The organism is Clostridium sp. AF37-5 (assembly GCF_003477605.1).
GTDB lineage: Bacteria > Bacillota > Clostridia > Lachnospirales > Lachnospiraceae > Eubacterium_F.
This window is the reverse complement of sequence record NZ_QUDR01000018.1, coordinates 1-24,968: the sequence shown is the minus strand read 5'-3', so window position 1 is coordinate 24,968 and position 24,968 is coordinate 1. Positions and strand designations below refer to the sequence as shown.

Genomic DNA, 24,968 nt, shown 5'->3' with positions numbered 1-24,968 from the left:
AAGTTATATGACAATTTTAGAAGCAGGAAAAAATGTTGTTATTCCGTCCGGTTCCGATTTAATTCATATTTATCGAATCGGATTTATCAATAAGAATGATGCATTAGACGAAACAGAACTGGATGCAATCAATTTATCCGACTTAGAAGAGCTTTGGCGTTCTTTGTGTCCGGAATTTAACTGTGATGAAGATTCCGTAGAATACATCGAGTTAGTCGGTATTCGAGCATTAGAGATTGATGAAGATACTTTGACCGATGAAGAATTTTCGGCAATCGCAACGTGGACGCATAGCGTTAAGCTTGATGAAGTGTTTGATGTTGTGTCCAATAAGAGATTTATTGATTATGACGGGAACAAACATATTTCCATCAAAAAAGGAATGCAGGAAATTGCAGATGCAATGGCTTATCATCCAAAACATGACCTTTGTGATAATGATGCAGAGATTATGGTAAATCTTTTGTTAAAATACAAAGTCATGACGGAAAAGCAGATAAAAAATCTACCACTTGATTGATTTAAGTATGAAAAGAGGCTTTCTATAATTTAGGAAGTCTTTTTTTTGTGAAAAACAACAGAAAATGGTATGTTGCAGAGAGTGTTTAATATATAATATTACTACCCTCATTTTTTTAACAGACTATATGTATAGGTAATATAGAGCTGAGGGGAAGCTGATTACAGTTACAACTTCTGGTTTCCCTACCAATTTTCTTTATAATGGGATTTTATTTCACCGGACAAACAGACATATTATTATTATACAGCAAACATCATGGAGGTATTAACAATCAAATTAAAAAGGAGGAATTCTATGTATAGAAGAAAATTCAATTCAGAATTATGGAAGAAAATTTTTGAAAACCATGTAGCTACTTTTACTGACTATGGAAACATTAAAGTATTGGACTTCAAAGCGCCGGACACAAATATTTACCGAATCCGGTTTCTTTTTGAAGAGGATTATTGCCGGTTACATATTAGTGGTGATTTAGGTGAGCTGATTGCTGCAAATTTCGATAATATGACCTTCGACAAATTTTCTGATTATGTAAATAACATCAACTATTTTACAGAAAAGATACTTTGTCATAGCAGACCGATTTTCAAATATGATATAGAAAAAGCCAAGGAACAGTTAAAAGAACTGGCAGAAAAAAATGATTGGTCGGGCTATTTATGTGTTGGCTCAGATGAGCTTGATATCGTTATGGATGATATCTTGATGGGCTTTAATGATGAAAAAGGTATCGGGGACAAAGGATATGATTCGTTAGTTGAATTAGAAGAGGATGCATATAAATTTGTGAAAAATATTGGCCGAGAAGAAACCGATATTCTTGATATTTACATGCTCGCATTTAAACTGGCAAAGAAACAATTGAATGATAAAGGAGGTAATGAAGTATGAATTTTGCAAAAGTGATAGAAAAAAATAAACAAGCAGATAAATTGATAAAAGAAATTAAAAAGGAAGATGATATGAGCGCACAACTTAAAATGGTAAAACAGATTACAGATATTAATGTTTTACAAACAATAGTGAGAAAGGTATTGATTTTAAATGAAGGCAATTAGTAATGGTTTTTAAATTGAAAAAAAGAAATATTCACTGTTTCATTCGGATTTTGAGGAGGTGAGAATATGAAGTGCCCTAATTGCGATAAAGAAATGGATAATAAAACCTATTGTAAAATGGAAGGGTTTTATCATTGGGAAGATGAAGAAACTTATTATCAGAAAGTTGAACATGAAAAATTTGTTTGTAAGTCCTGTAAAATTACATATTTAGATGATGAATGGAAGATTCCTGAGAAATATAATCCAACGAAAAAACAGGAAAAGACAATATTATTCATCAACAATCACTTAGACATGGATATTCAACCTCTTACGAAACATCAATGTTGGTTAGATATTGGCAAGTATTTTGAAAGAGCTAAGAGAACTCCATTACATGATGACCAATATTATATTGATGCGCAACAGTATTATGGTATGGATGAAAGTGATTTTTGCTAAATCATCTTGTTCTTAGATAATATCCAATTAGTCTTGAACAATTCAGTTCAAAAGAAAAAAGGAATATTTAGAAGGAGGTAATTAAAATGTCGTTAGGATTTGAGAGGATAAAAAGACGTAAGGAAAAAGAAACAATGGCTAATGGAGAAAAGAAAGGGTTTACTAATGCAGATAGAATTCGACATATGACAGATAAAGAACTGGCGGATTTTATTGATTGCCCTTATATGAAAGACCCTTATGATGAGTGCATTTATGGTTGGCATGAACACGATTGCGATAAATGCAAATTAGAATGGCTGCAATCAATTAGAAAGGAGCAGTAAGTTTATGTATGATGTAATAAATTTATCTGAGTACATAATCACAAAATGTATTAAGGAAAATCATCTTATCAACAGTATGCAGCTTCAATATATTTTGTATTATATTCAAAAGGCATTTTTGATTGAAAAAGACAAACTTGCTTTTTTGGATGATATAAGAGTGAAAGCTTGGGGACCAGCTATTTCAAGTGTATATGACCGTTATTGTGGATATGGCACTATGCCTATCTTCTTTTCGCCGGCAAAATATAACGTAGCGAAAGAAGATAAGCAATTAATTGACTCAATTATAGAAAGTAAACGAGTTTTGACACCATGGGATTTAGCTGAAGAATTGCGCAGAAAAGATAAAGTATGGAAGCAAATTTACAAAAAAGGCTCCGGATTATTCAATAAAAAAATTCCGGTAAGCTTATTAAAAACTACAGGAGGGAGAAATATATGGAATATCAATTGAACAGACCCAGATTTGCAACTATTATTGATTTTTGTAATGGACTCGCCGCAGGCGAGAAATTAATAGTCTTTGAGTTTGGAAAACACTATGATTTAGTGTTACATATTTACAAAGATGAAGAATTTAATGCCTTAAAAGACGTGTACCATGCAAATTTGGTAAGAATTAGCACGGCTCAAAATGGAGAATGGGTTGATGATACAGAGGATGTGCATGTAACAGATGGTTCTTTATATAGGGAACTGCAACGAATTTACCATTATCAAAATTTAAAAACATTATAGGAGGACTAATTATGCAGAAAAATAATATTATTGCAAACGCAAAAAAAGAGATTGAGAACTTTGAGGACAAATTGGGTGAGAATTTTTATGACGCTATTCAGGAAGACGATAATCTTACCATTGATATGGCAAGAGGTATTTTACATGCCTTTTCTGATTGCAAAACAGAAAGAGAGTTCCAAGTCGCCAACAATATGCTTATAGGAGTATGCGGCTATAGTATCCAAACACTTATTGAACGAATCAAGGAATTGGACGAGGACCAGGAACATTATTGGCGTTGGGAAAATGATTTTTAATTTGATTTTGCAAAAGGCTCCCTTCGGGGGGCTTTTTTGTATGATTTTTTAATTCTAAACAGACATATTAAGAATATGAGAACAAATGAGCAATGACATGTGTAAGGAAAATTTTGCTCATAATATCGTTTTCATTTCAATCCAAAACAGACATATTAGTAGTGTAAGGATGATTAAGAAAAATATTCTTGCATGGAGAACACATTAAAGGAGGGCACATAGCGGAGAACACATTTTTGGAGAACACAGCCAGTAAAATAGGGAGCTAACTCAGTTGGTTAGAGTGCCTGTCTTATACACAGTTGGTCGTGGGTTCGAGTCCCACGCTCCCCATTTCTTAAAGTTTGCGGGAAACCTTCTTTCGTATGTTATTAAATGCAAAGAGAAGTTCTTTAAAGCCCGGAGTGATAACCGCAAACGCTTCGGGCAAAAGGAAGATTAGCTCAGCGGCAGAGCGTTCGGCTGTTAACCGAATGGTCATGGGTTCAAATCCCATATCTTCCTCTCCTTAATGCTTGCATGTATCGTGAAACATTTTTCCAATGTATCATGATATGCGTTTGGAGCTAATAATCCACCTCTTTCCAGATAGTTCATTTTGTTATGTCAAGGCGGAAAAGCAAGCACCTTGACAAAACCTAGCGGTATCGCCAAGTGGTAAGGCACAGGACTTTGACTCCTGTATTCGTAGGTTCGAATCCTGCTACCGCCACTGTCCAAATATAATGGACAATTTTTAACATATGTGAACCTTGGTTCTGACGTTGGCATTTGCGGAAATGCATCGGGCGAGAAGAATAAGTTGCAAGAGTTTGTTTTTTTCCCATTTGAAACTTTCTTCATGAACTGCCCGAATTTGTAAGGTTCGAATCCTTACCGTCAGATTTGCGCTTCACTTTCTCTAGCGAGGGAGGATAGGAGCGCATAGGACAAACTTCCTGAAGCCGAAATGGTTTAACCAGTCGCAGGTTGGGTCTTGGCAAAAAACTGTAACTGTAGAGAGCAAAACAAAGACATTGCGACCAGGTTTTTGCTGGCAGTTATAGACATCTTTAGTGATAACGAGAACTTGCAAAAAGCAAGTCGGGGAGTTTCAAAGATGTTATTGTTTTCCTTATTTTTTGGGTTGGCCCCCTCTCTTTTTGCGAGAGAGGGGAATGGCGGCTTAGTCAAAAGGCAAGACAATAGGTTTTCATCCTATGAGTGTGGGTTCGAGTCCCGCAGCCGTCATTTAAACATGATTATCTCAGTGAAGAAGGAGTTTTCAATCCTGCTGAGACGCATGGTAATAAGTTGAATTAATTTGAGATATTGAATTGATTAACAACTTTTATTAAGAAGTGATTCTTGATATGGAGACAGAAACTGTCAACAACGCTGTGTGGTGTATCATTATAAAGAGGTCAAAAGCAGAATCCTTGTGGCTGACATAATAGACGCCCGATGTTCGGGAATAATCCGTTGATGTGAGAGGTGTGAGAGACCACGGACTAAACGGAAATCTCAACAAGTCAGTTTGCCTTGAACCTGAGAAATCAGGGTATAACACAAGAAATTCGTTAAAGTAGCGGTATGGCAGAACTATTAAATTTATCTTTTGCTTTATAGAGCAAATAGGAAAAAATAATATTCTCTGAAAGAACCGTGAAATTTGTGGGTATCATTCCCACCCGTGCTTAGACAGTGGTAAGAAGCCAAGGGTCGCTCCCGAACGCTCAGACTTATCATCACGGTGGCCGAATATGACTGAGTTTATAATGGATAAAGGGAAGCCTTAATCATGTTTATTTTTTGCAGATATAAGCCTAATTGGTAAGGCAACGCTTTGCTAAAGCGTTAGTAACCGGCAACGGTGTATAGGTTCAAATCCTATTATCTGCGTTTGCATCACAATAGTGATGTAATAGACCGTTTTAATCTTAGATGGATAAAGATTGTAATGATTTGGCTGTTTTACCAGAACTTAGTTTAGAGCAAGGGGCGCTTCCGGAAGCGTAAGGTCTCTCTGAATCCATCCAATAACAAGTTGATGTGTGGCGGAAAGGAAGACGCAGGAAACCACAAGTACGATGCCAAAGTGAGCCGAAAGGATATGGACAAAGGCATCATGAGAGGTTCGATTCCTCTCCACATCAAGATTCCGGTTCATTACCGGATAAGGCAGGCGTTACGGTAGTCCCTGCTGAAATAATTAAAATGCCTGCGTTGGAAGAATATCCAACGCGGGAAACCGTAGGAAATAATAACGAAAAGGAGGTCAAAGGTTTTATTCGTCCAATAATAAAATGGACAGAGTAACAATGAATTTTAAGAAAGGATAGCGAAAAAGTTTTCGCAAAAAGGTGATTATTATGGATGCAAATATTAGTATTGGTATGATTATTTTAACAGTTATTGTTTTGGTTGTAATCGGCATTATTGCAAAAAATGTGCAGGTGGTTCCTCAATCTTCCTGTCGGATTATTGAACGATTAGGAAAATATAAGGCAACTTGGCAGGCCGGACTTCATGTAAAAGTCCCATTTATTGATAACGTAGTGCGATATATTACCTTAAAAGAGCAGGTTTTGGATTATCCGCCGCAGAATGTTATCACAAAAGATAATGTAACGATGCAGATTGATTCGGTTGTTTATGCTACTATTTTTGACCCTAAGAAATTTACATATGGTGCAGAAGACCCATCTTCCGGATTACGAAATCTGACGGCAACAACACTTCGAAGCATTATCGGAGAAATGGAATTGGACGAAACGCTCTCGTCAAGAGAAGTTATTAACGGTAAAATGCAAAAGATTTTGGATGAAGCAACGGATGCTTGGGGAATTTGTGTCAGTCGTGTAGAAATTAAAAATATTATTCCTCCGGCTGAAATCGAAGAAGTCATGACAAAACAGATGCGTGCAGAACGCGAGCGAAGAGAGACATTACTCCAGGCTCAGGCACACAAAGAATCTGTAGTAGCAATGGCGGAAGGAGACCGTCAGGCTAAAGTGTTAGCTGCGGAGGCGGAAAAGGATGCTGCAATTGCACTGGCAGAAGGTAAGGCTAAGTCAATTAAACTTGTATATGAGGCAGAGGCAGATGGTATTCGCATGCTGGCTAATTCGCAGATGAATGACAACGTGTTACGTCTGAAATCTATTGAAGCAATGAAAGATGTTGCGGATGGACAGGCTACAAAAATCTTTATCCCGACAGATTTAAGCCAAAGTATTGCTTCTATGGGAATTTTAGGGGATATGCTTGGTACGGCAGAGCAGAAAACGTCCGATGTATCAAGAGAGCAGTTGAGAGAAAGCCGGATTCAGGCGAAAGCAAATGAGAAATTAGAAAAAGACTCTTGCGTATATGATTTAGAAACTAATGAAATTACATTAAAGGCTGCTGAATCAAACGCAAAAACAGCGTCTGAGTTAAATGAAGATATATCAAGATAGAAGGTGATTGTATGAATCGGATTAGAGACGAGACTAGAAACAATTTATTATAACTTGTGTGCTAAAAAAAGCAGGATGGTCGCCATCGCTATGTGAAAATGTGAGATAATTTTTTGTAAAGCGTTATTTAACGCATGTAAATGTATAGAAGGAAAAAGCTTAATTTGTAGATAAATATCTTTATCATCGTTCATAGGCTAATGGACGAATGTGGAATTCAACCTTGCATATGCAATACGTGATAGGCGTGGCGGTGGAGAGCGATTGGTAGCTCGCTTAGTGAAATACATTAAGAGGTGTCGGTTCGAGTCCGTCCAACGCCCTTTTGAAAGAGTAGTGTAAAGGTTAAGCACAACAGTCGGCCACACTGTAGTTTCGGTTCGATTCCGGACTCTTTCATTTTTCTGCTTAGACCATTTCGAAAATCTCATACGAGGAATGGTTGAAAAAACTGTAACTGTGACAACTGTATGATAATTATGAGTAAGGCATATAGGCAGTTGCATGTCTCGGAGTAATAGGACAAAGCATCTGGTGACCGGATGCGAGCAGTTTTCAAGAGACATTAAAAAAGTATGCTAATTCCTGCTTAGGAGGGGAAAAGGAGGATGCGATAATGGCACTAATTATTATAAGGAATGCATTATTTGTTATTTTTTTAGTTTTTTGTTCCTTGAATCTTTATTCATATAAAATTGATAGTGGCGAATTACATGCATTTACAAGCCCCGCCGTAAAAATAGTAAGTGCTTTAATTCTTTTGGCTTTTGTGTATTTATGAAAAGCAATGCAAAAGTTGCAATGAAAATTTTCGAAATTGGCAATTGGGATGACAACATGAATTCCTTTGAATACGATTGTATGAATTCAGTATGTTAATTTTCTTTTAAGAGGGAACGAGAGGATGTGAGCCAATGATAAGTACAATAATTCCCTATTATGTTTTTGGTGTTTGTGCCATTTATGGATACAATATAATTATACGACACGGAGACGCAGAAAAAGCCGTTAAAATAAATCAAATTACTATATTAGCAATATTTATTATTTTTTTAATAACTGAAGTGCTAAAGTATTTTGGATTATAGCTATGATTTCGTTATAATATAGAATCTCATAAGGAGGACTTAAATATGGATTCCAAAATGATATTTTTAATAATTGGAACGATTTTATTTATGACCGGATTTGCAGCTTCCCGTTTAAGAGACAAAAGCGATAATGAAATTACAACAATCTTTGGAGTGATTTTTCTTATTGGCGGTTCTATTGTTTTAATTTTAGCAATGTGGAGTTATTAATAGAAGAATATGAGATAGGAGGAATGGAAAATGGATTTAGAAGCAATACTTATTATAATTGGATTTGTTTTAGTAATGGTTGGAGTTATATTTTCCTGTTTAAATGGCGAAAGTGATAATAATATTAAAATAGCCCTCGGGGTAATTTTTATTGTTGGCGGTTTTATTGTTTTAACTTTAGGCATGTATATGTCATTAACGAAAACATCAACAGAAGAATATGATATATGCAGTGTGAAAACTCAATCAAAATATTCTTCTTGTTTCTTTTTAGGAACCAGTGGAATGGAAAAAGATGATTATTATTATTTTTATCGAATCAATGAAAAGGGCGGGAAATCTATTGACCGTGTTCCTATGCAGTGGGCTACAGTTTACGATACATTAAGTAAATCAGAAACACCTCATATAATTATTAAAAAAAGAGGTGGCTCGATTGATAGCGCGGAATTGTATGTTCCTAAAGGAACTGTAATTGATACATATGATATATCTTATCCGGAGTAAAAACGGCATATATGCAGGCTTAAAGCCTGCTGCCGGTAACGGCTGATTTTGTAGTCGAATGGCGAGGGTATTATACTACTCGTTAAAGCTTATGTTCACTAAAATATAAGCACAAAAATACCAAATTGTATGTAATAGTACATATTTGAAAAGAGAGGCTAAGGCTTCTTTTTTTTCTATTTGCCTGCGCGAACAAATTGTCAAGATTTTGTAGAAGAAAAAGAGATATAACAGACATATTAAAAGTAGTAGAAAGGAGATTATTATGAAAGTTATTAAGAAAATACTGGCGGTAACTATGGTTTGTGTTGTTATGCTGATGAATACCGGTTGCGAAAATCCATTTATTGATACGCCGTCCAATACCCCGGACCCTTATGCGATACAGATACATACAAAAGATGATTTGCAGGATGACTGTTATTATATTAAGCATGGTGATGAATTTTATGAGATTCCGTACGGGGAGCAAAGTTTCTATAAAAACGAAGAAACAGATGCAGAATATGTTTTGGCGCAGGATGATGAACCGGAGCCGACAAGAAACTGGTTTTACAAAAAAGGTAAAGATGAGTTAATCATTCCTACTATGTATCAGGATGATAGTATCGTATATAAAACATCGGAAACAATTAACAATGTGTTTGAATGGGAACGATTTTCAGATGATGGTTATACAATTGGTCTGCGAGGAATTAATTTATCAGAAAACGGTAAATTGATTACATCAAATTATATAGCCAATCTTTTGGAGAATGGTCCATTTGACAAAGTAATGCATCGTGTTGAGGAAATGGACAATGAATATTACCAAACATTTACAATTGATTCTGTTAACGGAAAGAAACTTTCTCAAAAAGATTTAGGAGAAAATGGCTGCATTAAGAATCTTAATACAGATACAGAATTAAAGGTTCAAATTTATGCCGGCACAACCCCCTATACAATTAAGACCAAAGCAGATGTACGTGTATTTAGCAACATCGAGAATTATTGGACGAAAACAATTCAGTATCAATCTGGGTTTGCTGAAATAACTACTTCAAAATCCTTTGTTTCTGGATATTATAAGGTGGAAAACAGCGGACTATTTCGTTATATTAACCGTCCCTACTCAAAAGACATTGATATAACTAAAATTGATTATAACAAAAGATACTTTAAAAAAGAAGAGAACGGTTATCTTATTACAAAAGATGATAAAGACCAATATTTGTATGAGCAATAGCTAAAGAAGTGTTTACGGCAACTTCTAGTATCACAAAGAACCTTATATTTCTAAAGAAAAGAAAAAATCACTCGGTTTTAACGCCGAGTGACCTTTTTTTTACATAGCATACAATTTTTTCCTAGCTGCAATTAGTTGAGCCGCTTCTTGATTTAATACACGTTTCATTACTGAATAACTGGTTCCGGTCATTTTCAAAAATTCTTTTCCTTCTTTGGAAGAATACAAATAACCGCTTTCTACAATTGCGTGTAGTCGTTCCATAATTTTCCCGTTCATGATAACCCGGTAAGTATTCGGGTCTTCTTCCCATAACCGTCTTAAGGAGAAATTACGATTTTCGCCATTCAGATAATAACCGGCGATATCACGTTCTCGTGTTTCTTTTGTCCGATAATTTCCATAAGAAGTAATATCTGCTACGGCATGAGGCGTTTCAAGGTCAAGATTTAATTCCTCAATCTCTTTTTGGGATAAAGGCGGTTTGTTTACAGGCTTAATATCAGCAGCCTTTTTCTCCGGAGCAATGCCGGCCCATCCGGCGAGTGTTTCAAGGGCTTTCTGATAATCAATTCCGCAAACATTCATTACCATGCCCTCTAAGTTGGTCTGCCGGTCACACACAAAGCAATAATGACCTCTTTTGTTTAAAACACAGTTATTTTTGTGTGTGTCATCATGGTCTAAGTTTGTACACAAAATTTCAAGTCGGCCATGATTTGAAACATCAAGGCCAAGCTTTTCTGCAACGGTTATCCCGTCCAATGCTTCGTAAATTTTATCACGATTGAAGTATGCCATATCTAACCCTCCTTTTATTTGATTGATATTTATAATATGTCTTTTTTACTATGGCAGAAAAAAACAAGGGCAAACAGACATATTAAAAGAAAGAATTAATAAGAAAGGATGATGAAGAATGGGAACTGTAGAACAAGATACATTACAAGGTTTTGCCCGATTTACAGATATAGCTACTGATATGCCAAAAGTATTTGGAGAAATCTTACAGTCTGTGTCTCAAAAGTGGGGGCAAAAAGCAGATTATCATGCATTAATGAAATCTATGAATGAACATTTAGCAGATAACCCGAACTATCTGCCGCCATGTTTTGTGCCAAAAGATTTCGCACTCAAAGATTTTGAAGATGAATTTCGTGGATTGGGCGGAAAAGGCATGGTTTCTGGTCGAGTTGTAAAAGGGCCGTACACCGGTACGGTTGTAGCTTTTGTACGAGAAGAAGATATGCTTTTAGCACAGATTGCAAAGGAAAGGGCGCTTTCTATTGGACAGACGCGAATGGATGAATTAGGAAATGTTTTGTCAAATTCGGTTGAAGTTAGTCTTCCTACGTTGAAATACAGCGCAAGCAAAAACGGATATCCAACACTTATGCAATTGCCGGCGATGGATGAAGTAAAGGCGAACATGCTGTCAGAACAATTTAGAGTAAATGGTGTTATGTTCAGCAAAGTAGAGCAGGAAGGAGATGCCGGTGAAACAAGGCAGGCTTTTTACTGCAACCCGAAAGACCGTAAAAAAGTTGAATCTTGTCTGGCAAGAACAGAGGTTGAGTTTGATGGAATTTCCGGAACACGGCAGCATATGATTCGTCAAAATGAAGTAGATGCCATTACAAAATCAATGAATTACATTGGAGCTAATAAGGCTACTCGAAATTTTTATGTTGTATCCGGCACGTGCACCAGTAATGTAATTGAGGTAAGCGGAGATAATTTAAATCATCAAACGATTCGAAAAGATGGTACTCCACAAATTATGAGAAAAGTTAAAGGGCAGGAAGATTTCAGCAATCTTGCCAGAGTATATAAACAGGAAGTGTCTTCTATGAGAGCCCCGGTTGTTTTGGAGAAGGACGAATACGAAGCTGTTAAAGATGACAAAGAAGCGTTAGAAAAATTAGTGCAGGGAAAAAGAAAGTTCCCGATGTATGCCAGTCTGGAGGAAAAAGCGCAGATTTTATTTGAAAAAGAAGTAAAAAATGCTTATATACGAAAAGTGTCTATGACGCAATTAGTGCAGCCATATGATGCCATCGTGGATGAAATGATGCTGCAGGATGTCATGAATGGTGATATGGCATTAGAGGATTATTTGGTTTCAGGAACAAATGCAGCGCCAGATGCAGACATTGCAAAATGGAGCGAGGAAGAAAAAAGCCAAGCTGCCGATTTGATTAAAGGATACATTGAACGTTATGAGCATGTTACAGAACAGATTATTGACAAAGAAGTAGACATTGAAGACCTTGATTACAAAGCAAGTCTTGATGATATGTTGAATGATATTCAGACAACAAATGCAACACATGCATTGCCTGAGGCTGAGCCGGAAGTGGGTGATTAATCATGCCTAATAATAAGGAAGAAAGATTGCGCGGAATCCGAAAAATGTTTATGTTTTGCGGAGGAATCCTTTATTTATTACTTTTATTATTCACCTTACATATGGGCTGTATCAAACCGGAGTATGAAAATAATCCGATAAAGATTATGCAATTAGCAATGGAACACATACAGGAAAAGCCACTTGCTGTTTTGCCATTCACGTCATATTCATTTATTTACTCAATGATTGGAACCTGCATCTTTGGTGTTATTATGTTATATGCGTATTTAATGGTAATAAGAAGAGATACAGATAAAGATGCCGGAGGCTCCGCTAAATGGAATACAGATATGAAGGCGTATAATAAAAAGTATAATACGCCATTTCGTTCAATTAAAACAAATGGAGCAGATAATATAATTTTGGCAAAAGATTTGTATATGTCTATGAATGGTCATAAAACACGAAGAAACTGTCATCAGATTGTTTTCGGAGGGTCCGGTACTGGTAAATCATTTTCGCTTGTTAAGCCAAATGGGCTGCAGATGAATAGCTCCTATGTATTTACTGACCCAAAAGGAGAATTAACGGAAGCTTTAGCTGGACCATTGGAAGATGCTGGCTATGAAATTAAAATTTTTAACCTTAGTAAAATGTCGGATTCTCTATGCTATAATCCGTATGCTTATATTCGAGATGAAAATGGTGTCCGCTCCATGGTAAATTGTATTGTAGAAAATACGCGAAAAGAAGGCACTTCCGGAGGAGACCAGATTTGGGATGATTCCATGACGGTATTATTACAGGCAATTTCTTTTTATATGATGGAAAAGCTGCCAAAAGAAGAGTGTAATTTATCTACGGCAATGAAGCTGATTCGTTTAGCGGAAGTGGATGAAAATAACTCTTCCGCAAAATCCGAATTGGATACATTGTTTGACAATTACGAAAAAGCAAATAAAGAAGCCGGTAAACCGGAAAGTATGGCAACGAAATGTTATAAGGAGTTTCGTATTGCATCCGGTAAGACATTGAAATCTGTGTTGATTACAACAATGACTCGATTAAGTGCATTTGATTATAGCAATGTAGCTAGTTTGTTAAAAAGAGATGAATTACATTTAGAAGAATTGGGAAGAAAAAAACAGGTTTTGTTTATTATCATTCCTACCGCTGATAAAGCATTTAACTTTATTGCCGCTTGTTTGTATACGCAGTTGTTTGAATATTTGTATTATTTAGTAGAAAATATATATCCTCATAGTTATTTTTTGCAAAAGGAAGTAAATGGATTGACGGAAACTTTCTTATGGGGCGAAACGATTGAAGAAGTAAAAGCAAAGAAGAAAATGCTTCATGGCGCAAAGATTGTCGAAAAAGAAAATCATTATGAAGTTGTTAGTAAAGAAGATATTTTTATTGAACGCTTCCTTAATAAGAAAGCAGCAGAATGGTTTTTAGCTAATGCCGGAGGGAAAATTGTTCCCGGTGACCGAACGTTGCCATATAATCTACGTTTTATGTTAGATGAGTTTGCGAATGTTGGTAAAATCCCCGGATATGTTGAAAAAATTGCAACGATGCGTTCTTATAAGATGTGGTGTACCATTATTTTACAAAATCAAAGCCAGTTGAAAAAAATGTGGGATGATGATATGAACACCATTATTGGAAACTGTGATACTATGATTTTCCTTGGCAGTCAGGAAAAAGACATGATTGAATATATTCAAGCTATGCTTGGTAAAACAACGAAACGTCAGCAGGGAACTTCTATTGGTGGAAAAGGCGGAGGAAACGAGTCTTATAATTATACCGGAACGGATTTGTTAGATTTTAACCAGATTCGTGAAATGGCGGATGATGATTGTATTGTATTTATTCGAGGAGAAAAACCTTTTTATACAACAAAATACAATTATACAGAACATCCAAAATACCATTTGACCGGGGACGCTGATAAAGCACTTCGTTATGAAATTCCATATAATAGTCAACGTGTAATTGATTCTAAGATAGACAAAAAACAATCACATGATGATAAGGTCGCTCGTTATAAGAAAGAAATTGCGCGAGATGAGAAAAAGGTAATTAATGGACCTAGTTATGAAACTGAGTCAATTTTGAACAAGGTCTGTAATGGAAATCCGGAGCAATTAAAAGAATGTTTGGAATTGGAACATGAAAACGAAAAGGTTGCGAATACGGAAACTGAAAAGAAGATAGCAGAAGAAGAAAAAGAAAAATCAGAGAAACTTAAAATTGCTATGCAGGAACAGGATGCGAATTTGTGGGATATTATGATGTAAGAAAAAGGAGCCTGAAAAGGGCTCTTTTTTTTCTTGTTTGTTTTTAGGGTGGGCTAACAGACATATTAATATAAGTGTAATGGAGAAGAGAGCATTACACGAGTAACTGTTAATTTTTTTATTGGAAAGGAGAGATTCTATTTTCATGAGAAAAAGAAAAATTTTTAAACGTTCGGTAGCCGGAGTTTTGGCTTTGGCAATGCTTTTAAGCGGCAATATCGGTTCAATCCGAAGTAAAGCTGCTGTACAAAGTGTAGCAACTGGGTCCGTTGCCGAAGTCGAAACAGACCCCGGAAGTCGCAATCTTTCGAATGTCTCTTTTGATGTCAATTCCATTGTTGAAAGTGGAACTGCCGGTTATTCTTATGTGAATAACGCATTAATTACCTATTGGGGCATTGATAAAAATGGCGTTTTCGCTTTTTACAAGATGGAAAATAACCGCCCGTCTGCGAAAATGGATGATGCCGGTTATTATGTTATGGGCAGTTGTTTGGCTAACATGTCAACTGCTGCTAAAAAGAAAATCAAGTATGTTATTGGTGGCTTGAATTCCAACATGAAATTGGACGGAGATGGCGTTTTGGAATATGCTTTTGCTAATTGCGTAAACTTGGTTGAAGTATTTCGTCTTCCGCCGGTAGCGTATGCCAAAGGTATTTTTCAGAATTGTGGAAAATTAGAGCATATTTGGTGTCCAATGGGTGACGCAAATCATGATGTTTGTGATTTACAAGCAGCATTTGATAACTGCACAAGTTTACATGGTTATTTGCTGTTTGGAAACATTGCATCAAGTATTTCGTTAGATGACAAGACCTTTAATGAGACAGGTTCAGATTGTGACGAAAGTGATAAGTTATGGCTTACTGTCTATGGAGAAAACAGCGCAGCAAAAGATAAAATTTATACTTCTGCAAGAACAGGATGTTATGTTAATTATCTTGACACATCAAACTCTGCTTCATTTAGTATTTACAAGACAGCACTAGATACTACCAAAAATGTATCTTACAAGAAGGCAAATGGTGATTATCAGTCAATTGCATCATCTATTACTTATGGACAGACTGTTTCAGACGCTCTTGATTCTGCTATGACAGAAAGTGGGCTTGTTGGCTACAATTACACGAAACAAACATCTAAAGGATATTATTTCGTTGCGCCAAATGCAAATCAGTCTTTACAGTATGCAATGGGTAGTGGCTTATCCGGCCACACAAAAGATGATGTTTTGGATGCCGGCAATTATACAAAGGCAATTAAATCAACCAAAAACAGTAACCTCATAGAGGGGACTTTAATGGTTAATAAATGCCCGATAACAGATTGTTCGGTCGCTTTGACAAATTCATCTGTTCCTTATACTGGAGGTGCAATTACCAATAGTGTAACTGCTAAAAACCCTTATACCAAAAAAGCCTTAGTACTTGGACAGGACTATACAGTGTCTTACAGCAGCAATACAAATGTTGGAACTGCCGTTGCCGTAATAAACGGTACAGGAAATTATTCCGGTTCAGTTACAAAAACATTTACAATTGTGGATAAAACTGCTCCGGAAGGAAGTATTACTTCTAATATTACGGCGGGCAAAAATCAGTCTGTGACGTTAGAGGCTAGTGATAATGTAGGAGTTACTTCTTATTATTTTGGAACTTCGGCTAGTCCGGCAAGTTCTGCTTATACCAAAGTGGCTTCCACAAAATCATTTTCGGTAGATAAAACAATTTCTGCCGCAGGAACTTATTACTTTTTCGCTAAAGACAGCGCAGGAAATATATCTGCTGTCAAAAAAATTGTTTGTTATCAAACAAAACTCTCTTCAAATGGTGGAAAAGTAACTTATAATGGAACTATTTATGAAACTGATTTTTCAATTGTAAAAGTCGGTGGAACAACCATTAATTTGCCTATTCCGAAAAAGAAAGGATATACATTCTCTTCTTGGGATGGATTTAATGGAACTTACACAATCAATGAAACAAAATCATTGTCTGCTGTTTATGACAAAAACACTTATTCAATCATTTATGATTTAAATGGTGGAACTGCTGCAAATGTTAGCAATTATACAGTAGAAGATGATGACATTCATCTGAATGCACCAACAAAGCAGGGATATGTATTTAATGGATGGACCGGCAGCAACGGCGACACTCCGGAAAAAGATGTCGTAATTACAAAAGGTTCTGTTGGAAATCGCAATTATGTAGCCAATTATACTCATATTTACGATTACAACACTTCGGATGATACCGTAACAATTTACAAAAATTCAGAAAATACTCGCTCTATTATTTATGCAGAATGTGCAAACGCTAAAAAAATTGCATTTGCCGTTGATGTAGATAATATTGCGGACATGGATTTTAGTAAATTTGCAAACTTGGAATCCATTACGGTAAACTCAAAAGATGCTGATTATGCATCAGAGGGTGGATTACTTTATAACAAAGATAAATCCATTTTAGTTTACTGCCCGAAGAAACACAGTGATAATCCGGAAATCAGCAAAGTATGCGAAACAATTCAGGCAAATGCTTTTGCCGGCTGCACAGTTAAAAATGTAGCAATTCCGTATTCGGTAGAAACGGTTGAGAAAAACGCGTTCGCTAACACAAACTTACATTCTGTAACGGTGAAAAATCCGGAAACTACTTTGGAGAAAGAGTCAATTCCGAATACAACAGAGAAGTTGATTGGTTTTCAGGGGTCAAGCGTGGCAAGCTATTGTCAGAACGCAAACCGTGAATCTTATGAAATTCTCACAACAATTCCGGATGATTTCTTCAAGGACGAAGTAACTATGGAATCGTTTGATATTCCGGCTAATATCACAAGTGTTGGAAACAATGCTTTTGATAGCTGCGTAAACTTGAAAGATATTACTCTGGGACGCGTTCAGACAATTGGTTCTTATGCGTTCAATAATACAAAGATTGCCGAATTGGAAATTCCAAATACGGTACAATCAATCGGAGAACGTGCTTTCTCCAGTATTGCCGCTTTAGAGACCATTGAATTTGAAGACCAGAGCGTTTTATCCAATATTGGAGCATTTGCTTTTGCGAAAGCAAACGTAACAGAAGTTTCCATTCCAGAATCTGTTGTCTTAGTTGGAAAAGGGGCATTTAACGGATGCTTCGCTCTCAATGAAGCAACTTTTGAAGGGATGAATGCAAACCTTACTTATGATGAAATCAGCGCCGTATTCCCGAACAGTACAGTTGTTAAATGCTATTACAAGAGTAAAGCATATGACTTTGCTATGGCGCATGAATATCCGATTTCTCTTATGGTTGGATATGAAAAAGACAAGACAGAAGAGTATTCTTATGTACAGGATTCTCCGGCTCATCTTGTTGAAGTAACTGTTGGACCGTTGTTAAAGAAAATCAATGCGGGTGCTTTCAAGGGCTGCAAGAATTTAACAACAATTTCGTTCGATGAAGAAGCTATTTTAGCTGAAATCGGAGAAAGCGCATTTGCAAATTCTGGACTTGCTGCAATTGAATTACCAAAGACGGTGATTACATTGGGCGAAGGAGCGTTTGAAGAAGCGGAAAGCTTAGTCAGTGTCTCCTTTGGCGGAGTAACGAATGTCCCGAACAATGCGTTTAACGGTTGTAGTTCTCTTACAACCTTAAAAGATACGGACCAGTTTGAAACAATTGGCGAAAATGCTTTTGCCGGAACCGCTCTTACTGAGTTCACAACCGGCGATAGTTTAATCAGTTTTGGAGAAAATGCTTTTGCAGATTCTACGCTTAACGTTTTGGGCGTAGAGAATCCAAATTGTAAATTCCCAGCCGGTCCATTAGTTCCGAATGGAACAGAAATTAAAGGATACACCAACTCTACAGCGGATATTTATTCGCAAGCATACTTGAATAAGTCCTGTACTTCTTACGGAAAACCGGCTTATGTTGTTCAGTTGAACACAATGGGCGGTATTAACGGAGACGAAAAAGTTTACGTTGTAAACGGCAAACCGATTCCTCCGATTGTGATTCCGGAAAAAGAAGATTATAGTTTTGTAGGATATTTCAGTTCCGAAAACGGCGGAGTTCAATACTTTAACGAAAACGGAAAATCTACAAAAACATGGGACGGAACCATGAATCTTATTTTGTATGCGTCATGGAAACACGACCAGTATACAGTTGCTTATAATGGCAACGGAGCAACAGAAGGCGTTATGAAAGCAGATGCCTTTGATACAAAAACAAACGTCAATTTGACGAAAAATGCTTTTGGCAAAAAAGGCTATCAGTTCCTCGGTTGGTCTACCGATAGAAATGCCACAAAAGCAATGTATACGGACAAAGATACCGTAAAAGACCTTGCAGGCAAGAATCAGACAGTAACTCTATACGCGGTTTGGAAGCCGGCAAATTACTTTATCACGTATCATGCAAATGGTGGTAACGGAACGATGGATGTGCAGACTTTATCTTCTGATATTAAGCAGGAGTTAAGCGTTAATACATTTACACGTACCGGTTACAAGTTCCTTGGATGGAGCCGTGATGCAAAAGCAACAAATGCTGAGTATTATGACAAATACAAAGCTGCTAATCTGGCATCTGCCGGAGAAACGATTCACTTGTATGCAATCTGGGCTGTTGACGATGGCAAGAAGGGAAATCAAATTGCTTTTGATAGCAATGGTGGAACAACAGATGCTACTACGTTGACAGTTTATGAGGGTCATACAATTACTTTGCCGGGATTCGAGACAACTCGTGATGGAAGAGTATTCCTTGGTTGGTCCACTATTCAGGGGGCAACAGAACCGGAATACAAAGCCGGTGATGTGATTTCGGATTTAGAGGAAAGCATTACTTTATATGCTGTATGGGGTACTGCCGGTGATACAAATTATACAATCACCACAAAGACTCAAAAAGCAGACGAAACATATGAAGTAACGGTTGCTACCGGCTCTGCTGTACAGGGTACTGACCTTAAATTGGAAGCAAATTATGATTTCCATGTACCGGACGGCTATCATGTAAATCCGGATTCTGTTTTGAAACACAAAGTAGAAGATGGTGCTGCATTTACGATTATCTTAGACCGTGACTACGGTAAAGTAAGATTCCATCAGAATTATGCAGGAGCACCGGACTTTACGGAAAGCGAAGATACCTTTATTTGGGGTTCTAAAGCAGTGTTGAATATGCGAATGCCGGAACGTGTTGGTTATACTTTCGTTGGTTGGGCAGAAGAGCCTGATGGTACAGATGGCGATATTGTAACAGAGGTTACTATGGGCGTGAATGGTGCAGATGTTTATGCAATTTGGACAAGAGTGAATACTCCAGAACCAAGTCCAAATCCAGAGCCAGACCCGACCGGTCCGACTCCATCACCTATAAATCCGGAGCCAACACCAACAGCTAAACCTGAGGAAATTCATCACGTGAATGATTCTACGCCAGTCCATTCAATCGTAACCAAAGGCAAGGTAGTATACCAGGCTAGCGGTAAAGGTGCTTTCGTTAAAAAGGTTACAAGTAAAAAGCTGAAAAAGGTAACGATTCAGAAAACAGTAACTATTAACGGCAAAAAGTACAAAGTAACTGCAATCGCTAAAAACGCCTTTAAGGGCTGCAAGAAACTGAAAACGATTACTATTAAGAGCGTTTCTTTGAAAAAGGTTGGAAAGAACGCAATTAAGGGTATCAGCAAAAAGGCCAAGATTAAAGTGCCTAAGAAGTATTTGAAGAAATACAAGAAACTGTTCACAAAGAAAACCGGATTCGTTAAGACGATGAAAGTCAGAAAATAAAATCTGGAATAGAAAAGAGGGGGCAAAAGCTCCCTCTTATTTTTTTGCTGGAAAGTATGGTCTTAATTCTTCTTCCACAAAACAATTGAATTTTACCAATAATTTTTCGACCTTTTGAAAGTATAAATACATAAGTTCTCTAGCTGCATTTTCGTCCTTTAATTGGATTCCGCCCTTTATTAAAACCGCTTTTTCTGGCCCTAGCTGTTCTACTTCGGCTTCGATATAGCACATCTCATATAGTTCATATTCAACAAAATGCTGAATTCTATTGAATATTACTGGCGGTATGATGTTTTTCTTGTCATCAATAGCATCTGATAATTTGTCAAATTCAATTTCGGAATCTGCATTTTCACTATGTATATAGTCATTCATTAGTAGATAACATGAAAAAATGCTTTTTTTAGCAGTATCAGATACCGTATCTGGCGATGGCAATTCTCCAAGGTAAGGTGCTAATTCGGCATTTGTGAAAATTTCAAAAGTAATTTTTGCTTCTTGCAGATAATTTTCTGTATCAATATCATCTGAAATTTCAGCATTAATATTGTAATCCCAGACCTCATTAAATAGACGCGCCGTTGCAAAATTTAATATCTCCTTAAATAATGGGTCCGGCATTTTTCCTTTTGTAGACGAAATTTGGTTTAAAATCATCTTATAATCATTAAATGTCTTAGGAGTATCGTCCTCTAAGTATTCTGCTATTAAGTTGTGACATAATGTGACGTATTTTGATGTATCATTCAATTGTATATCGTTCCTTTCTTAAAAATATACATAGATTATAAAGATTAAACACTAATTTTGTCAATAGAGCATTTAAATTAATGCCAAACAGACATATTAAAAAAGGAAATGTAATTTTAACAATTCTTTTGCAACAATATAGTGCTAGAAAACAATACTACTATTATAGTGTATTGGATTTTCTTATTATTTGAGCATAATAATAGTTGACAAGGGGAAATATATATTGATAAAATAGGAGATAGTTACATGAAAAAAACAAATATAGAGGGTATGGTATATATGCGCTTAATACTAGAACGAAAAAAAGAAATTGAACAAAAAGCGGAAAAGTTTAGACAGGGAATGGATAATGAAATTATTGATACTATTATTTTAGCGAGAGCTAAAGGATTTGAAGTCTCATCTGCCACTTTTCATGAAGAAAATGTAGATGGAGGAATTATAATCCGAAAAGAAAATGATACTATAATAAAAGAAATTTTATTTGAAGATAGCCTTGATGATTACCAACAAAGATTTATTGTTGCACACGAACTCGGACATTTTGCATTACATTATGATGAAAACAGAATAAATAAAAAAACTGCTTTTTTGCATGTGGATTTTCATAAGGATAAATCAGAAGAAGAACAAGAAGCGGATTATTTTGCTACTTGCATCTTGATGCCTGCTGAACATTTTAAAAATGTTTATGAAGGATTGTTTAAACGAATTGGTGACCCGGAAATGATAATTAGTATGCTATCACAAATTTTTAGGGTGCCTCTTCTTGTGGCTAAAAGGCGTATTTCAGAGGTATATAATAGATGACAGATGGGGAAAGATTTTATTATAAAGATAATACAGTGACTTTCAATCATTCACATGATTGACAAAAATATAATTTGCAAAACTTGTCAAATAATTAGTTTTTTGTTATAATAAAAGTGTCAAATAGATGAATAATATCTATTCGACAAATTTCATGGGACAAGCTACAACTTATCTGATACACTACAGTAACAGAAAAGGGGGTTGTACTATGGGAAATATAATCAGATTTAATAAGATAAATCAAAAAGAAGAGGATAAGACAATGGAAGCACGAAAGGACTTTGAAAATTTAATTAAACATCTCACGAAAAAACCAGGCGAGTCTGTGCAAAATCTTACGCCAAAGCAGGCGACCGAAATTGCACATGAGATATTAGATATATCGAAATGCCTTGGCTATAATTATCGTGGAGAAACGCCAATTGAACCAATAATAGAGGCTTTTGGCTTAAAAGTGTTTGGTGTGTCAAAATTAAGGAAAAAAATATCTGGTGTAATTTATGTTCACGGAACAACAGAAAAATGTCTTGATTATGACAAAGTAATTGCAACAGATAAAAATGAACCATTTGAACATCAACGTTTTGTAGCAGCTCATGAACTTGGTCATTATTTATTTGATTGTTTGGGAAATCCTAAATATCGGAATAAAAATCATTTATTTATGGAAACTTATCCTAAAAACAATCATTGTTCTGAAAAAGAAATACGAGCAGACCGTTTTGCGGCCGAATTGCTTATGCCGCGTGAATTATTTATGAAACAATACATAGATGCTTGTTGTGATAAAAGATATAACCCGGATGGAAGCCAAATTTTTGTAATTGAATATCTTGCAAGATACTTTAAGGTAAAAAAATCATCTATAATAAAAAGAATTGGAGAAGTACTTTGCGATGATAACGATTAAAGATTTAAAGAAAGAAGGACATGAAGCTCGTTCTGATGGATATACAAAATTAATTAACAATTATGTAAATGGAATACGGCGAAATACATGGGCAAAGTTTATAATGAAGATGTTGTTTTTTGCTATTGTTATGTTTATATTAAGTGGATTGGTGTATACATTTCATTATACAATTACATACACAATCAGTATGATACAAAATATGATAAAATCAAATCATGTTTCATTTAATATGATTACCGCAACGTTAACACCGCTTGTGTCATCTTTTGGGACAATTATAATTTCGTTATTGAAGTTGCCTGAAATTATAGCAAAGTACTTATTTAATCCACAAGAAGACGAAAGCGCAGTTGCTATTGTGAAAAATATTCAAAAATATGATATTAGAATGTATCCAATGCTACATAATGTTAATGAAAAATTAGAAGAAGAACAAACAGATGATATATCAGATGAATGGCAAAACATAAAAGATACTATAAAGGAAGAGCCATCTGAAATAAGTTTAAAAGATACCGTACAGGGATAGTCCCTATCTCATAGAGGGCCATCTCTTTTTTTCATATGTTAAGTTGTATCAATTACTTAACAGACATATTAATACTATACTAAAAACAACAGGAGTCCGGTAGTAATTAGCTGCCGTACAACTGAATCGCTTTAAGAAAGGAGATTATTTATGAAAGCAAGAAAAAGAAATATTATATCCTTTGCTATCTGCGCATTGTTTGTTGCCGGCCTGTTAGCCGGTTCTTGTTATATTAAAGAGGGAAAACAGAATGCGGTAGTGCCGGTAGAAGGATATAATTCTAAAACGCAAGGAGAAATAAAATGGGCGTATGATGCTATCTCTGGTGATAGTGATAGTCCTGCAATGAATCTTCATATAGTTGGAGTATATCAAAATGGTGATTTCTCAAAAAAAATCACCAACGACATCGTTATTCCGGATAAAGTACCGGAATGTAATGAAGATGGAAAAATCATCGCCTATCACAAGGTGGAATCGTTAGGAGATGCAGACGCGAAAAACAAGGATTCGTTTTTTCTCGGCTCCTTCAACGTCACCAGTTCAGGCATTGTCGTTGACGCCACGGCTTGTACGGGGCTGAAAACGGTTAATGATTGGGCGTTTAGTCAGGGGGCTTATGGGAGTACAGATGATGGCTATGCAGGCCGTGTAGATATTTACTTGCCGGATTCTCTGGAAGTTATTGGAAAAAACTGCTTTAATCAAAATCTTGTGTACTGCAATTCGCCTAATGTTTTATTGAATGGGGCGGACAATATAGCGGACAATTTTGCTTATCGTGGTCCGATTACCACACCAGAGAACACCTTAAAAACAATCTACAAATCAAAGTACAAAACTAACATTCCGGCCATTCTGAAAGACCCGGACAAGTTCCCTTACATCGGTGCAGCCGCAAAAGAAGTTACGCTTCATGCAGATGCTCCGGATGGCGGTGAAGTAAACCGCGGGGGCAGTGGTCTGAAATATGACTCGGTATATGTGTTTGAAGGAAAGGAAGATGAGAAAAGCCGTAGTTTCGGCAACATCCATCCGCCAAAGAAAGACCACTATGTATTTGAAGGATATTTTGAGAAAAACACTCAGATTTTCGACAAAGACGGCGTTTTATTGAAAGTTCCGGATGGAACAGACGTATACGCCAAATGGACACCGGAAGTCTATCAGGTTTCGTTCCGAAACAATCAGAATACCAACGTGCAGAATGAAGAACATTCCTATCAGGAAGTTTTTTCACCAAATCTGCCGGAAAACTTTTATCCGACTATTGGATATAAGCTGATTCGTTGGGAAAAGTATTCAATGAATGCAAACGGAGAAGCAGTAGGAGAACCGGAGAAATTAGAACCGGAAACCACCATGACGGTAGATTGCAACTCTATTTTCAAGGCAATTCTGGAACCAATCACCTATACAGTATCTTTTGATGCTAATGGAGGAGAGGTAAAAGACGCTGAACTGCCAAACACGTTCGATAAGGATTATTCCTTAACAACGGCATCCCGATACGGTTACACCTTTGACGGATGGTACACGGCAAAAAACGGTGGAACAAAAGTAACGGAAGATACACAGATAACCCGCGCGGAAAACCACACGCTCTATGCGCATTGGACGGCAAGAACCCACAA

The 24,968-nt window shown here is 36.4% G+C and carries 21 protein-coding genes and 7 tRNA genes; 26 read left to right on the top strand and 2 right to left on the bottom strand.

Features of this window, described 5'->3' with window-relative positions; translation table 11 throughout:
* Nucleotides 1–7: 7 nt before the first annotated feature.
* The 19 genes from DW019_RS15110 (at nucleotide 8) to DW019_RS11020 (ending at nucleotide 9,867) form a co-directional block, all read left to right on the top strand.
* Nucleotides 8–520 (top strand): hypothetical protein, encoded by a 513-nt coding sequence (locus DW019_RS15110; protein ID WP_182431107.1) that lies wholly within the window; start codon nucleotides 8–10, stop codon nucleotides 518–520.
* A gap of 297 nt (nucleotides 521–817) precedes the next feature.
* Entirely contained in the window at nucleotides 818–1,414 is a 597-nt protein-coding gene (locus tag DW019_RS11085) for a hypothetical protein (RefSeq protein ID WP_118443402.1), read from the top strand.
* Complete coding sequence (locus tag DW019_RS15105; RefSeq protein ID WP_182431106.1) at nucleotides 1,411–1,581, top strand: hypothetical protein; 171 nt, start codon at nucleotides 1,411–1,413, stop codon at nucleotides 1,579–1,581. The genes DW019_RS11085 and DW019_RS15105 overlap by 4 nt, the downstream gene beginning before the upstream one ends.
* Before the next feature lie 66 nt (nucleotides 1,582–1,647).
* Complete coding sequence (locus DW019_RS11080) at nucleotides 1,648–2,025, top strand: hypothetical protein (RefSeq protein ID WP_118443401.1); 378 nt, start codon at nucleotides 1,648–1,650, stop codon at nucleotides 2,023–2,025.
* Nucleotides 2,026–2,111: 86 nt separating this feature from the next.
* The gene (locus DW019_RS11075; RefSeq protein WP_118443400.1) at nucleotides 2,112–2,351 is read left to right on the top strand and encodes a hypothetical protein; all 240 of its coding nucleotides are present in this window, start codon (nucleotides 2,112–2,114) and stop codon (nucleotides 2,349–2,351) included.
* A 4-nt stretch (nucleotides 2,352–2,355) separates the two neighbouring features.
* A complete protein-coding gene (locus tag DW019_RS11070) occupies nucleotides 2,356–2,808 on the top strand; it encodes a hypothetical protein (protein WP_118443399.1) in 453 nt (150 codons plus the stop codon).
* Entirely contained in the window at nucleotides 2,793–3,092 is a 300-nt protein-coding gene (locus DW019_RS11065; RefSeq protein WP_118443398.1) for a hypothetical protein, read from the top strand. The genes DW019_RS11070 and DW019_RS11065 overlap by 16 nt, the downstream gene beginning before the upstream one ends.
* 11 nt (nucleotides 3,093–3,103) lie before the next feature.
* A complete protein-coding gene (locus tag DW019_RS11060; protein WP_118443397.1) occupies nucleotides 3,104–3,391 on the top strand; it encodes a hypothetical protein in 288 nt (95 codons plus the stop codon).
* Between the two features lie 260 nt (nucleotides 3,392–3,651).
* A tRNA-Ile gene (locus DW019_RS11055) sits at nucleotides 3,652–3,724 on the top strand.
* Nucleotides 3,725–3,823: 99 nt separating this feature from the next.
* Nucleotides 3,824–3,895 (top strand) — tRNA-Asn (locus DW019_RS11050).
* A 137-nt stretch (nucleotides 3,896–4,032) separates the two neighbouring features.
* Nucleotides 4,033–4,103: transfer RNA gene (locus DW019_RS11045), tRNA-Gln, on the top strand.
* Nucleotides 4,104–4,550: 447 nt separating this feature from the next.
* A tRNA-Glu gene (locus tag DW019_RS11040) sits at nucleotides 4,551–4,621 on the top strand.
* Nucleotides 4,622–5,184: 563 nt separating this feature from the next.
* A tRNA-Ser gene (locus DW019_RS11035) sits at nucleotides 5,185–5,272 on the top strand.
* A 470-nt stretch (nucleotides 5,273–5,742) separates the two neighbouring features.
* Entirely contained in the window at nucleotides 5,743–6,831 is a 1,089-nt protein-coding gene (locus DW019_RS11030) for an SPFH domain-containing protein (protein ID WP_243024150.1), read from the top strand.
* Between the two features lie 249 nt (nucleotides 6,832–7,080).
* Nucleotides 7,081–7,154, top strand: a tRNA-OTHER gene (locus DW019_RS15100).
* 4 nt (nucleotides 7,155–7,158) lie between these two features.
* A tRNA-Gly gene (locus tag DW019_RS15095) sits at nucleotides 7,159–7,230 on the top strand.
* Nucleotides 7,231–7,964: 734 nt separating this feature from the next.
* A complete protein-coding gene (locus DW019_RS15090; protein WP_182431105.1) occupies nucleotides 7,965–8,132 on the top strand; it encodes a hypothetical protein in 168 nt (55 codons plus the stop codon).
* 30 nt (nucleotides 8,133–8,162) lie between these two features.
* Nucleotides 8,163–8,639 (top strand): hypothetical protein, encoded by a 477-nt coding sequence (locus DW019_RS11025; protein WP_118443396.1) that lies wholly within the window; start codon nucleotides 8,163–8,165, stop codon nucleotides 8,637–8,639.
* 265 nt (nucleotides 8,640–8,904) lie between these two features.
* Nucleotides 8,905–9,867, top strand: coding sequence for a hypothetical protein (locus tag DW019_RS11020; protein ID WP_118443395.1), 963 nt, complete (start codon nucleotides 8,905–8,907; stop codon nucleotides 9,865–9,867).
* Between the two features lie 99 nt (nucleotides 9,868–9,966).
* Here DW019_RS11020 and DW019_RS11015 read toward each other — a convergent pair whose 3' ends face one another.
* Nucleotides 9,967–10,668: a hypothetical protein gene (locus DW019_RS11015; protein ID WP_118443394.1), complete on the bottom strand. Its 702-nt coding sequence runs from the start codon at nucleotides 10,666–10,668 to the stop codon at nucleotides 9,967–9,969.
* A 118-nt stretch (nucleotides 10,669–10,786) separates the two neighbouring features.
* On the opposite strand from DW019_RS11015, the gene DW019_RS11010 reads away from it, so the two are divergent.
* From DW019_RS11010 to DW019_RS11000, 3 genes are all read left to right on the top strand, one after another.
* The gene (locus tag DW019_RS11010) at nucleotides 10,787–12,235 is read left to right on the top strand and encodes a hypothetical protein (protein ID WP_118443393.1); all 1,449 of its coding nucleotides are present in this window, start codon (nucleotides 10,787–10,789) and stop codon (nucleotides 12,233–12,235) included.
* 2 nt (nucleotides 12,236–12,237) lie between these two features.
* On the top strand, nucleotides 12,238–14,526 hold the full coding sequence (locus DW019_RS11005; protein ID WP_118443392.1) for a VirD4-like conjugal transfer protein, CD1115 family: 2,289 nt from the start codon (nucleotides 12,238–12,240) through the stop codon (nucleotides 14,524–14,526).
* A 145-nt stretch (nucleotides 14,527–14,671) separates the two neighbouring features.
* Nucleotides 14,672–20,323, top strand: coding sequence for a leucine-rich repeat protein (locus DW019_RS11000; protein ID WP_118443391.1), 5,652 nt, complete (start codon nucleotides 14,672–14,674; stop codon nucleotides 20,321–20,323).
* Between the two features lie 36 nt (nucleotides 20,324–20,359).
* Here the strand turns inward: DW019_RS11000 and DW019_RS10995 are convergent, their stop codons facing one another.
* A complete protein-coding gene (locus tag DW019_RS10995) occupies nucleotides 20,360–21,076 on the bottom strand; it encodes a hypothetical protein (protein ID WP_147353026.1) in 717 nt (238 codons plus the stop codon).
* A gap of 249 nt (nucleotides 21,077–21,325) precedes the next feature.
* On the opposite strand from DW019_RS10995, the gene DW019_RS10990 reads away from it, so the two are divergent.
* The 4 genes from DW019_RS10990 to DW019_RS10975 form a co-directional block, all read left to right on the top strand.
* Nucleotides 21,326–21,889, top strand: a complete 564-nt coding sequence (locus DW019_RS10990) for an ImmA/IrrE family metallo-endopeptidase (RefSeq protein WP_118443389.1) — start codon at nucleotides 21,326–21,328, stop codon at nucleotides 21,887–21,889.
* Between the two features lie 211 nt (nucleotides 21,890–22,100).
* A complete protein-coding gene (locus DW019_RS10985) occupies nucleotides 22,101–22,802 on the top strand; it encodes an ImmA/IrrE family metallo-endopeptidase (RefSeq protein ID WP_182431104.1) in 702 nt (233 codons plus the stop codon).
* Complete coding sequence (locus DW019_RS10980; protein WP_118443387.1) at nucleotides 22,789–23,334, top strand: hypothetical protein; 546 nt, start codon at nucleotides 22,789–22,791, stop codon at nucleotides 23,332–23,334. The genes DW019_RS10985 and DW019_RS10980 overlap by 14 nt, the downstream gene beginning before the upstream one ends.
* A 150-nt stretch (nucleotides 23,335–23,484) precedes the next feature.
* Nucleotides 23,485–24,968, top strand: a 1,484-nt coding sequence (locus DW019_RS10975; protein ID WP_147353025.1) for an InlB B-repeat-containing protein, incomplete at its 3' end; no start/stop codon positions are given.